12 protein-coding genes are annotated in these 11,311 nt (G+C 67.8%); 5 read left to right on the top strand and 7 right to left on the bottom strand.

Annotated features, from left to right (window positions below; genetic code table 11):
- Positions 1–391: 391 nt before the first annotated feature.
- Positions 392–850 (bottom strand): winged helix-turn-helix transcriptional regulator, encoded by a 459-nt coding sequence (locus AC07FN_RS08345; RefSeq protein WP_478394995.1) that lies wholly within the window; start codon positions 848–850, stop codon positions 392–394.
- An 86-nt stretch (positions 851–936) separates the two neighbouring features.
- On the opposite strand from AC07FN_RS08345, the gene AC07FN_RS08340 reads away from it, so the two are divergent.
- A complete protein-coding gene (locus tag AC07FN_RS08340; protein WP_478395008.1) occupies positions 937–2,145 on the top strand; it encodes an MFS transporter in 1,209 nt (402 codons plus the stop codon).
- 219 nt (positions 2,146–2,364) lie between these two features.
- Positions 2,365–3,255: an MBL fold metallo-hydrolase gene (locus AC07FN_RS08335; protein ID WP_478394994.1), complete on the top strand. Its 891-nt coding sequence runs from the start codon at positions 2,365–2,367 to the stop codon at positions 3,253–3,255.
- Between the two features lie 143 nt (positions 3,256–3,398).
- Here the strand turns inward: AC07FN_RS08335 and AC07FN_RS08330 are convergent, their stop codons facing one another.
- Positions 3,399–4,109, bottom strand: coding sequence for a TetR/AcrR family transcriptional regulator (locus tag AC07FN_RS08330; protein ID WP_478394993.1), 711 nt, complete (start codon positions 4,107–4,109; stop codon positions 3,399–3,401).
- Between the two features lie 60 nt (positions 4,110–4,169).
- On the opposite strand from AC07FN_RS08330, the gene AC07FN_RS08325 reads away from it, so the two are divergent.
- Positions 4,170–4,337, top strand: coding sequence for a hypothetical protein (locus AC07FN_RS08325; RefSeq protein WP_478394992.1), 168 nt, complete (start codon positions 4,170–4,172; stop codon positions 4,335–4,337).
- A gap of 23 nt (positions 4,338–4,360) precedes the next feature.
- Here AC07FN_RS08325 and AC07FN_RS08320 read toward each other — a convergent pair whose 3' ends face one another.
- From AC07FN_RS08320 to AC07FN_RS08305, 4 genes are all read right to left on the bottom strand, one after another.
- Positions 4,361–4,513 carry a hypothetical protein gene (locus AC07FN_RS08320; RefSeq protein WP_478394991.1) on the bottom strand — a complete coding sequence of 51 codons (153 nt, stop codon included), beginning with the start codon at positions 4,511–4,513 and terminating at the stop codon, positions 4,361–4,363.
- Between the two features lie 19 nt (positions 4,514–4,532).
- Complete coding sequence (locus AC07FN_RS08315; protein WP_478394990.1) at positions 4,533–5,405, bottom strand: recombinase family protein; 873 nt, start codon at positions 5,403–5,405, stop codon at positions 4,533–4,535.
- A 299-nt stretch (positions 5,406–5,704) separates the two neighbouring features.
- Positions 5,705–5,920, bottom strand: a complete 216-nt coding sequence (locus tag AC07FN_RS08310; protein WP_478394989.1) for a hypothetical protein — start codon at positions 5,918–5,920, stop codon at positions 5,705–5,707.
- Positions 5,921–6,145: 225 nt separating this feature from the next.
- The gene (locus tag AC07FN_RS08305) at positions 6,146–7,138 is read right to left on the bottom strand and encodes an aldo/keto reductase (RefSeq protein ID WP_478394988.1); all 993 of its coding nucleotides are present in this window, start codon (positions 7,136–7,138) and stop codon (positions 6,146–6,148) included.
- Positions 7,139–7,262: 124 nt separating this feature from the next.
- Between AC07FN_RS08305 and AC07FN_RS08300 the strand changes: the two genes are divergently transcribed.
- The gene (locus AC07FN_RS08300; protein ID WP_478394987.1) at positions 7,263–7,886 is read left to right on the top strand and encodes a TetR/AcrR family transcriptional regulator; all 624 of its coding nucleotides are present in this window, start codon (positions 7,263–7,265) and stop codon (positions 7,884–7,886) included.
- Positions 7,883–8,107 (top strand): MmyB family transcriptional regulator, encoded by a 225-nt coding sequence (locus tag AC07FN_RS08295; protein ID WP_478395007.1) that lies wholly within the window; start codon positions 7,883–7,885, stop codon positions 8,105–8,107. Before AC07FN_RS08300 ends, AC07FN_RS08295 begins: the two co-directional genes overlap by 4 nt.
- 60 nt (positions 8,108–8,167) lie before the next feature.
- Here AC07FN_RS08295 and AC07FN_RS08290 read toward each other — a convergent pair whose 3' ends face one another.
- A complete protein-coding gene (locus AC07FN_RS08290) occupies positions 8,168–11,287 on the bottom strand; it encodes a Tn3 family transposase (RefSeq protein WP_478394986.1) in 3,120 nt (1,039 codons plus the stop codon).
- Positions 11,288–11,311 lie beyond the last annotated feature (24 nt).

The following is an 11,311-nucleotide window of genomic DNA, read 5'->3' as shown; positions in this document are numbered from 1 at the left end:
CGGGCAGATGCCATCGTCGGCCTTGACACGTGCCCAGACCAGCACGCCTGCCCCGGACCGCTCGATCCGCTCGACCATCACGCCGGCCAGGTGGGGCAGCAACGAGTCCAAACACTGATGATCACACGCCGACCATGATCACAAAGACCCGAACAGCACCAGCCACCAGGCCGACAGTTGATCACGCAACCAGCGACAGAGCCGCAGAACTTACAGTCCCTAGAACCTGGGGCGGCAGCACTGGAAGTGGGAGAGCGAGCTCCCGCGCGGGTTCGCCGCGCTGTCGCACTCGGGCTGGTGCTCTGCCTCGTCAGGGCATCGTCGCCGTCACGAGGCTGCTGGCCGCTGGGACGGCTCTTGGATTGACGTGAGTACTTCATCGGCGCCGGGATCAGTGATCCTTTCGCACGGAGGTCGTGTCGACGTCGGCGGGATTGCCGCTGGAGCCGATCGGCCGGAGCTCCGGAAGCGGGAGACCAAGCTCGTCGACGAGGACGGAGTGGTTCTCGTCGGGGGCGAAGGCGTGGCGTTCTCCCCACTGGCGCAGGGCCACGATGATGGTGAACAGGTCGCGCCCGGCAGGGGTGAGCGTGTAGAGCTGCCGCCTGCCCGATGGTGCGGTCTTCCGGTCGAGGATGCCTCGCTCGACCAGCCGGCGGAGCCGGTCGGTGAGGATGTTGCGGGCGATCCCGGTGCGCTGCTGGAAGTCGGTGAACGCTCGCGCGCCGTCCATCGCGTCGCGGACGATGAGCAGGCTCCAACGGTCACCGATCAGGTCAAGCGTTCGCGCCACCGGGCAGGGCGGGTCGGTCCAGGCCACATCCTCGGCACTGATCGCGGTCTGAGTCACCGTGCCTCCCCGAAGAGTTGCTGTTTGAAACCATTCTGCCGTACCTTCGAATCAGTTGCAATTTGCTACTAATCGAAGGAGGGCGGATGGGCCCGACCATTGGCCTTGGCCGAAGGACGTTGTTCGCCGCGGTCTGCGCGGTCGCTGTCGCGAGCATCTACGTCGCCCAGCCGGTTCTCGCTCAGATCGGAACCGGCCTGGGCATTCCGGATGCCCACCTGGGGTGGATCGTCGCCGCCGGGCAGCTCGGCTATCTGGCAGGACTGGCCGTTCTCGTCCCGTTGGGCGACATGATCGATCGGCGCAAGCTCATGGCGGGACACCTTCTGCTGACCGCGGCGGGTGCGGCGCTGGCCGCGGCAGCCACTCGGGCCTGGGTGCTACTTGCCGGACTGGTGGTCGCCGGCCTGTTCGCGGTCGTCGTCCAGACGACGGTGGCCTACGCCGCAGCCCTGTCCACGCCCGAGGAACGCGGCCGCAACCTCGGCGTGGCGACCTCCGGTGTCGTCATCGGCATTCTCGGGGCACGCGTCGCGGCCGGAGCCCTGGCCGCGGTATGGGGTTGGCGCAGCGTGTACGTCGCGCTCGCCGTGCTCCTGGTGGCGCTGGCGTGCCTCGTCCTGAAAACCCTGCCGCCGGACATTCGTGCCGACCACACCACGTATCGACAGGTGCTCACATCGCTGGGCGGACTGTTCCGCGAGCGCTTGTTCATCTCGCGCGGACTGATCGCGTTCTTCCTGTTCGCGTCCTTCGGCACGCTGTGGAGCGGCCTGGCGCTACCGCTCGCGGCCGCCCCGTGGCATCTGAGCACGGCGCAGGTCGGCCTGTTCGGCCTTGCCGGCCTGGTCGGCGCGCTCGGCGCCGCCCGGGCGGGACACTGGGCCGACGCCGGATTCACGAGCGCCGTCACCGGCGGAGCGCTCGTCCTCCTCGCCGCCTCATGGCTGGCCATCGGGCAAGCGGCGTGGTCGCTGTGGCTCGTCGTCATCGGCGTGGTCGTGCTCGATTTCGCCGTCCAAGCCGTGCACGTGAGCAACCAGCACCTGCTCACCATGGCCCACCCGAACCGCACCAGCAGCGTCGTCGGCGGCTACATGATCTTCTACTCCCTCGGCTCCGCCCTCGGCGCCACCACGACGACCACCGTGTTCGCCGGCGCCGGATGGGCCGGCTCCAGCATCCTCGGCGCAGCCTTCGCGGCCTGCGCTCTCGTGGTCTGGCTATCCAGCCGTCGCGTGGCGACCGAACCGCGCCTGCCTCTGAATGACCCGCAGAAAGCGACCCGGCCATGACGCTTTGGCCGAACCCGGCGACTACGGGCGCTCCGCAATTTACATAACGAACGTTGTGTTAAATCTTGGGGCTCGGTACGATGCCTCCATCGGCCGGCGCGCACGCCGGGATTCCCGACCGGCACGAATGACGTTGCGGTGCTTGGTGGCCGGATTCCGGATCGTCCACATTGGACCACCCGAACCACGTCAGCCGAGAGCACGCGGGAGGAACTCGAGTTGGTCGCCACGGGGTACACGGAGTTGAAGTACGGAGAGGTCACCGTGCTCATCGGCGCGCAGCGGGGCGCCTACCCGTTCGGCAACTCGCTGGTGGTGCGCGGCAGCGACGCCGCGCTGGTCGTCGATCCGTCGTTGTCGTTGGTCGAAGCGGCGCCACCCGCGGACGTGGTGCTCGTCAGTCACGCGCACGAGGACCACGTCGCCGGTCTCGGGAACTACGACGTGCCGGTCCACATCCACGAGGCGGACATCGACGGGCTGCGATCTCGCGAGGTGATGGTCGCCGGATTGGGACTTCCTCCCGACGCCATCGACGATGCCGACCGGAAGCTGCGGGACAAGTTCCACGTGCGGGATCGTCCGGACGCGCTGAAGTTCACCGACGGAGCAGTGTTCGATCTGGGCGGGCGCACTGTGACGGTGGTGCACCTTCCCGGCCACACGGCAGGTCATTGCGGTTTCCTGGTCGAGCCGGACGGATTCCTGTTCGTGGCGGATGTCGATCTGACGTCGTTCGGTCCTTACTACGGCGACGTCGGCAGCAGTCTCGTGGACTTCGAGGAGTCCATGCGCCGATGCCGGGAGATCGATGCCCGCTGGTACGGCACGTCGCATCAGAAGGGTGTGATCGAGGGCGCCGACGATTTCCGCAGGCGGCTCGATGCCTTCGCCGGTGTGGTGGAGAAGCGGGACGCGGTGCTACTGGGGCTACTCGGTGAACCGCGGACCGTCGCGGAGATCGTCGAGCACAGGCTGGTCTACCGGCCGCATGTGGAAGGCGCGCACGTGAATCCGGTCGAGCGGAGAACGGCGATGCGACACCTGGACCGCTTGATCGGCAAGGGACTGGTCGCGGAAGTCGAGCAAGGCCGGTTCCGTGCGACGTAACGCTCGACTCCGCAAGTCACCCACGGACATTGACCAGTTCCGGCAGCAACGTTTCGCTCCCGCGGTCGTCGGGAGGCTTGCGGTCGTGCGCTGGCCGACGCGACTGATCGCGCGATGCCCCGTCACCGCGAGGAGTTCGCGAGTTACGAGCTCGGGGCGGGGGCGATCAAGGCGAGGGCGGCTTCGGTGAGGACTTGGAGCCGGCTCGGGGTGAACCTCTGGGGTTCGAAGGGGTACACCAACATCCAGCCGTCGCCCATGGCGGCGAGTTGGTCTGCGAGCAGGTCCGCGGGGATGTCGTCGCGGATGATGCCTCGCGCTTGGCCGGCTTCGAGGATCGTGGCGAACATGTCGCGGTAGCGGGCGTAGCGCTGCTCGATGACGGCGGCGAGGGCCGGTTCGTAGCGAGCGTGGGCGAGCAGTTGGGACATCACCGGCCAGAACTCTGGTTCACCGGTGGTCAGGGCCAGCCATCGCTGGATGAGCGCTTCGATGTCGCCCTGGTCGCGGATGGCTTCCAGCATCGCGTCGTAGGTGTCGAACCGGCTTTCGGCCAACGCGGTGACCAGTTCCTCCTTGTTCGCGAAGTAATAGGTCACCGCCCCGGTCGTGCATCCCGCGCGCTGAGCGACCTTGCGCAGTGATGCGTTGGCGTAGCCCTCCCGCGCGATCACCGACGTCGCCGCCTTCAGCAGCTCCGCCCGCTTCGCGGCGTGGTCCCCGGTCGGGCGGCCGCGCTGCACGACGGGCTCGGTCCCGCCATCGCCGGCGTGGTCCCCGGTCGGGCGGCCGCGCTGCACGACGGGCTCGGTCCCGCCATCGCCACCCGGCAGCCGGGCCTTCGTGTTCGGCACCCCGCCGATTCTGCCACACAATTTTCATAACGATCGTTGTGTGAAATTGTGTTCGGCGGCATGAAGACCGCCCTCGAAGCCGTCGGCGCAAGCCTGGCCGGCATCGTCGAACCGACCGCGTTCCACGCCTATCTCCGAAGCGACATCACGGCGTTCATCCAGACTGTGCCGGGGAAAGCCGCCTCCACATGGGTCCTGCCACCCTCCGGCATTCTGAATCCCACCTAGGACCGCGACGCGCCCAGACCAGGTCAGCTGGCGAGTGCGGTGTCGAGCCAGTCGAAGGTGCGCTGGTGGAACAGGGAGAGCGCGCCCTCGTGGCAGTGCTCGCCCGCGCCTTCGTCTTCGCGGAAGGAGATCAGCTCTTTCTGGGGGACCGCCGGGATACGGGAGAAACCTGCCAAGTGGTCGGGTAGTGCCTGGTCAGGCGTCGCTGTCGGCGAGGGCGCGGTAGAGCGAGGCGACTGAGGGGTGTTGGCCGGTGTTCTTGCCGGTCTTGATGGTCAGCTTCTTGACGATGTCGGGCATCGGGGTGCCCTTGTCTCGGAGCGCGCGGGCAAAGAGCACGTCATCCTCGTCGATCACCTTGGGTCGGCCGCCGTGGTTGCCGCGTGCGGCGGCCGCTTGCTGGCCTTCCAGGGTCTTCTCCCGGATGTAGTCGCGGTCGAGCTGGGCGGCGACGGCGAGCACGGCAAAGAGCATGGATCCCATGCCGTGCGGGTCGTAGATCCCGGTCAGTGGCCCGGCGAGCAGTTCCAGCTGCACCCCGCCGCCTTGCAGGTGCGCGGAGAGGGTCATGAGCTCGGCGGCGTTGCGGGCGAGGCGTTTCATCTCGTGCACGGTGAGGATGACCTGCTGGTCCGGTGCGGCGGTCTTGATCTCGTGAGCGAGGGTGAGGGCCTTCTCCAGTTCGGGGCGGATCTTGATGCGGGTGCTGATCTTTTCGGAGAACACCCGCGTGCATTTCGCTGCCGTCAGCGCGTCGAGCTGGCTCTGCAACTCCTGGGTGGCCGTCGAGCAGCGGGCGTAGCCGATCCGGATCGGCGCCCCGTTCGTCTCCGGTGCCGCTGCGGCGACGTCAGGGCCCTGTGTCCACTTCTTACCCGGCCCGCGATCGGCCGGGACAGCCACGGTGAGCTCGTCCCGTAGCGAGGGCACGAGGATGAAGCGGGCGGTGTGGTACTTCGCGGCGGTTTTCCCGGCGCGGGTGCGGCAGGCGCTGCCGGCGGGGACGTCGCACTGCGGGCAGGGGTGGCGTTCGACCGCGGTCGCGGCGTCCTCGGGTCCGAGTTGCATACCTCCAGTCTCGCAGAACTCTGTCAAAACCGGGGGTAGTTATGAGAGGTGTTGTGCGAATCGCGACCTGGGGATCTTCGGCGCGGATCGGGCTGTTCGCAGAACTGTCACAACTGGTCATTTATGAGAATGACGCTGCATCACCCAGTTACGCAGAGGTATACGAGATCATCGCAGCCGAGGACCGAAGCACGGCGGTCCGGCCCTCGGTGGTTTTCGAGGGCCGGACAGGGTGCCAGGGCCGGGCAACTGTGGTGTGTGGCCGAGCTGGTGGTGGCGTACGGGATCGTGGGTGGGTGTCAGGGGGTGGTGTGGGTGGTGTCTCCATGGGCGATCGTCACGAAGGCGAGGAGTCCCACGACGACGAGGCCGAAGATGTTGATGGTCATCATCGTTTCGTTGAGTGCCGCGGTGTTCCATGTCGCGCCGCTGGCGTCGGTGATCTGTGTGGTGTGGTTGGCCGTGAAGTAGGTGATGGAGCTGAGGCCGAGTCCGGTGTAGATGAGGGCAGGCATGGCTCGCACCGGGTGCGGTCGGCCGCGCCCTATCGGGCGACCTGACGGAAGGGCATGTACTCGGCGCCCAAGTCGACGTCTGCGCCGAAGGTGTCCCGGAACTTCTGGCTGACCTTGCCGAGCATGGCGAGCGAGATCATTTCGGTGGAGGCGGCGAAGTCGGTGCGGCCCGCAGCCGCGGCCTCCGCGGATCGAGGGCCCGTGCGGGCCGCGTGGAGGGGCGGTTCAGTCGGTGGTGTAGCTGGACAGGAACGCGGCCGGGTAGCGGCTGCCCGCCGAGCCGTTCGGGATGATCTCGGTGATGCGCTGCAGATCGGCGTCGGTGAGCTGGACATCGGCGGCGCCGGCGTTCTCCTCCAGGCGCTTGGCGCTGCGGGTGCCGGGGATCGGGACGATGTCCTCGCCCTGGGCGAGCAACCAGGCGAGCGCGAGCTGGGCGGGGGTGATGCCCTTGGCCGCGGCCAGTTCCTTCAGCTGCTCGGTGGCGCGCAGGTTGTAGGTGTAGTTCTCGCCCTGCCAGCGCTCGTCCCAGCTGCGCATGTCGTCGGCGGGGTACTCGCTCGCGGGCTTGACCTGGCCGGTGAGGAAGCCGCGGCCGAGCGGGGAGTAGGGGACCAGGCCGATGCCCAGTTCCCGCAGGACGGGAAGGATCTTCTCCTCCAGCTCCCGCTCGAAGAGGGAGTACTCGTACTGGAGCACGGAGACCGGGGTGACGGCGTGGGCGCGGCGGATGTACTGCGGGCCGACGTTGCTCAGCCCGAAGTACTTCACCTTGCCCTCGGAGATCAGCTCTCCGACGGCGCCGGCGACCTCCTCGGCGGGCACCTCGGGGTCGGAGATGTGCTGGTAGAACAGGTCGATGCGGTCGGTGTCGAGATAGCGCAGGCTGTTCTCGGCGACCTTGCGGATGTTCTCGGGGCGGCTGTCGACGCCGTAGCCGAGCGGGTCGGCGGTCATGTCGAAACCGAACTTGGTGGCGAGGACCACCTCGTCGCGGAAGTCTTTGACCGCCTTTCCCAGGAGGATCTCGTTGCTGCCGGTACCGGCGCCGTACACCTCGGCGGTGTCGAAGAAATCGATCCCGAGTTCGTGGGCGCGGCGGATGGTCTCGATGCCCTCGTCGTTGTTCGAGGCGCCGTAGGCCACGGACATGCCCATGATCCCCAGGCCGAGCGCGGAGACGCGTAAGCCCTGAGAGCCCAGATTGCGGTGCTGCATGAGTTCACTCCCTCAGTGTTTCGCCGGTTCACCCGAAGAGGTCAAACCGAACTGTTCTGTTTGACTCTACCTGCCGATCGCCCGCGATGCCAAACCAAACGGTTCGGTGCTCTATCCTGGGGTTATGCCACAGTCCCGCGACTCCGGCCAGACCGCAGCGCCCGGCGCCGCCGGCGGCGACACCACGCGCCAGCGCATTCTTACCGCTGCCATGGAGGAGTTCGCCCACCACGGCATCGCCGGCGCCCGCGTGGACCGCATCGCCAAGCTCGCCAGGACCAGCAAAGAACGCGTCTACGCCTACTTCCGCAGCAAAGATGCGCTCTATGCCGACGTCGCTGCACGGGAGCATGTCGTCATCGCCGAGGCCACTCAGATGGACCCGTCCGACCTCCCTGGCTACGCGGGCCGCCTGTTCGACTACTTCGTCGCCCGTCCAGACCATCACCGCCTGATCACCTGGGGCCGCCTCGAACTGCCGGGCACCGCAACCGGTGCCGACGATCCCGCCCAGGCAGTGATCGCCCGCAAAATCGACCAGCTCCGCCAGGTGCAGCAGGCTGGACAGCTCGACCCCGCCTGGGACCCGGCCGACGTCCTCGCCCTGGTCAATCAGATCGCCATGACCTGGGCGTCGCAACCCGAACTCAGCGAGGCCGCCGCCGCACACGCCGTGGACCCCGCCACCACCGCCCGCCGCGCCGCGGTGGTGACCGCTGTCGAGCGGCTTTTCCCCCGAGCGCACTGAGGGTCCCCGGACCGGCCGGCGCCAAGGTCGTCCGATACCCCCTGATCGGCGAGGTGATCCTGCCTTTCGAGAACCTCACCGTCGATGCGACCGGGGACCAGGTCCTGACCGTCTTCACCCCGCAGCCGGGCTCACCGGAACACGACGCGATCCGATTGCTGGCCAGCTGGAACGCTCACGCCCCAACCCCCGCAGAAGCCGAACGTTCCTCGGATGCCTGAGTTGCGCCGCTAACCGGCTTGTGACCGGGACGACGTAGCTGCCCAGTGTTGGTGGCACCGTCAGGAACCGTTCTTCGAGGCAACGCGCTGCCGTGTCCGGCGCTGCGCGGTTGCGGCCGCGACGATGTCGCCAGGGAACAGCGCACCCGGCACCAGGTCAAGGGTGGTCACTGGTGTCGCGTCCGGCGGGGACAGGTCCAGTACCCAGTCGCCGAACCGGCGGATGGTGTGGGTGATGTAGGGGGAGATCGTGGCCAGGTCGTCGGTGTCGATCGGGTGCCCGTCACCGGCGAGCGCGTTCGCTGCGGCGGTGATGTCACAGGCGTTGGAGTAGATCACGCAGTTGGCCAGCAGCTCGTTGAACTTGATGATCTTCTCCTGGTAGTCCGGGTCGTTGCGCCCGATGGCCTCGCCGCCGAAGCGCAGCCAGGCGGAGAACCCGTGGAACGCCTCGGCCTTGTTGGTGATCGCGGTGATCTGCTCGCGCAGCTGCGCGTCGGTGAGGAACCGGAGCAGCGTGATCGTGCGGATCACGCGCCCCAGCTCACGGAACGCCCGGTACAGGCGGTTCTTCCGCGAGTTGTTACCCAGCCTGCGCAGCAGCGTCACCGACGACAGACGGCCCTCGCTGATCGAGATCGCGGTGCGCAGCAGGTCCGTCCAATGCGTCTCGATCAGGCACCAGTCGATCACGTTGTCGCCGAACAGCGAGTCAATGTGCTCGAACCGCGTGTCCACGCTGGGTCTGTAGAAGTTCAGGTCGGCCCAGTTTCGGATGCGCGGGAGCAGGTCGAACCCGAGCAGCGCCGCCAGCCCGAAAACAGGCAGCGACTGGCCCTGGGTGTCGGCGTGGATGGTGTCGGGCTGGATATCGGAGTCGTTGCGCAGCAACCCTTCGATGATGTAGACGGCCTCCCACACACCACACGTGATGAAGTGGCTGAAAAGCGCGATGTAGGTATCGGAGATGTGCCGGTAGGCGATCCCGCCGTACCCGCCGTAGCGGATGTGGGACTCGGCGAGGATGTTGTTCTCCCACGTGTCCACCTGCGTGCCGTCCACCGCGACCACCCGCCGATCGCCCCACATCCCGGCCACGTCGAGCTTCGCGAACTCGTTGATCACGTCGGTCGAGGCGGCGTCGATCTTGTCGCAGGTGGTGTGCTTGTTCGTGGCGATCGACAGCTCGTGCGCCGACACCTGGTCCCGCATGTGCCGGGCGACCTGCGCCGGGCCAAGCAAGGTGCCGTTCGCGAATACGGTCAGGACGTAGCGGGCCATCGCGTCGCGGATCTTCGGGTCCGACCCGGATGCCGGCCCGAAGTGACGCGGCCAGCCGACCAGGTGCGCGGTGCGGGCCAGGATGTCCAGCAGGCCGCGTTCGGGCAGCCGCTGGTGGATCGCCTCCTCCAACGCCAGCGCGGACGGCCGCCGGTCGGCGCCCTTGCGACGGCGCAGGACCGGTCGCCCGCCCTCGAAGGACAGGTCGGTGTTGTGCGGGAACCCGGCGTCCACCACTGCGGCGATGTCACCCAGCGCCGCCCGGTAGTGCGCCGTGAGCTCCTTCGGGTCCGACGGGATCCCGGCTTGGCCACAGAACTGCTCGGCCAGCGGAACGCACTCATCCCAGGACATCAGCTGCGCGTGCAGGTTGGCGTAGGAGTCGGCGCCGACCACGGCGATGTCCCCGGAGCGCAGTTCGGAGGCGAGGTAGGAGAACACGCACACCTCCAGGTGCCGGCGTACCAGCTTGCCCGGCCGGTCCTTCACCACCAGGATCTTGCGCCAAGCCTCGGTGACGAAGTCGATGTCGATCGCCACCGTCACCGCGTCGGCCCCGCGCCCGACGGTCACCTTTTCCGGGACGTGCTCGCCGGTGCGGCCCCGGATCGCGCGCAGGAACTCGACGGCGTCCAGCACGCTGTGATCCGCGCTGGTCGGCTCCAGGTCGAGGGTGTCGAGCAGGGTGAACAGCGCCGAGCGGTGGCTCTTGTAGAACTTCTCCAGCAGCGGCAGGTAGTTGTTGCCGTGGTGCGCCGACACCACCTCGTGCGCCGCCGACAACTTCTCCACCCCGCCCGCGTCGGCCAGCGTCTTGAGCAGCAGCCGCCCGGCCCGCTCGGCCACCGTGGCCGCGGGTTCCGGCGCGGCCGCGCCGTCGTCGGCCGGTGCGGTGGCCTCCCGGGCGCCGGCGAGGACGTCACCGAACACGTCCAGCAGCCGCTCGGACTCGGCGCGGTGCTGCTCGTGCAGCTCGGCCAGCCGCTCCTTGCCCTTCTTGTGGATCACCGCCATCCGCTTGCAGAACATCGTCGCGACCTCGTCCCGAGCCGTGGTCCGGCACTCGTGGATCAGGCTCGCCAGCAGCGTCCATCGCTTCACGTCGCCGATATCCCGCATGTCGCCGACGTCGGTCACCCGGGCCTCACCGGCGAAATGCGCGATCTTCGTCGCGGGGATGCCGTCGAGCCACCGCTCGGTCGCGCCGAGCTCGTCGAGCGCTTGCAGGTGGGCCAGGCGCAGCTTGAACTTCCCCAGCGTCGCTGCCTTCGCCGGCGTCTTGAGCCGGTCGAACTCGCTGCGTTTCGACGTCGGGTCCAGCCACAGCAGCCGCGCGAGCCGCCGCCGGTCCGAAGCGTCCAACCGGGCCGCGACCAGCGCGAACAACTCGGTGTTCGTCTCGGTGCGGATCGCGGAGACCATCTTGTCCAGCGTGGTGAAACCGGGCAGCTCACGCCGAGCCCGGACCAGCTCCTCCAACGCGACGTTGATCAGGTCGGCCGGGTTGTCCTTCGTGGTAACCGCCTTGCGGATCGCCTTCTCGGCGATCGCCCGCGCCTCGGCGGGCTTGTAGACCACGTTCAGCCGGTCACGGACGTAGTCGCGGTGGCGCCACAACGTCCGATCCGACTCGTGCACCGCCGGAATGTCCTCGGCCAGCCCCAAGGCGGTCCGGACATGATCGATCACCACCACCGGCACGTCAGCCAGCTTCGGGAAGTACCCCAGCCGCTGGTAGCACTTCAGCAGCACCACCAACGCCAGCAAGTTCGGCTCGCCCTGACTCCGCCCCCGAGCCCACTCAACCTCGTCGCCGACCGGAGTGAACGCCTCCGCCAACTCACGGACCGACACCACGCGCTTGAACCGCGGATAGGCGGTGCGATCGATCGAAGCCACCCAGCACCCCAGGCCCAGCCAACG

The sequence above is a fragment of the Saccharopolyspora sp. NPDC045941 genome, assembly GCF_056431445.1.
The sequence above is the reverse complement of the archived record's forward strand: the minus strand, read 5'-3'. Positions and strand labels throughout refer to the sequence as shown.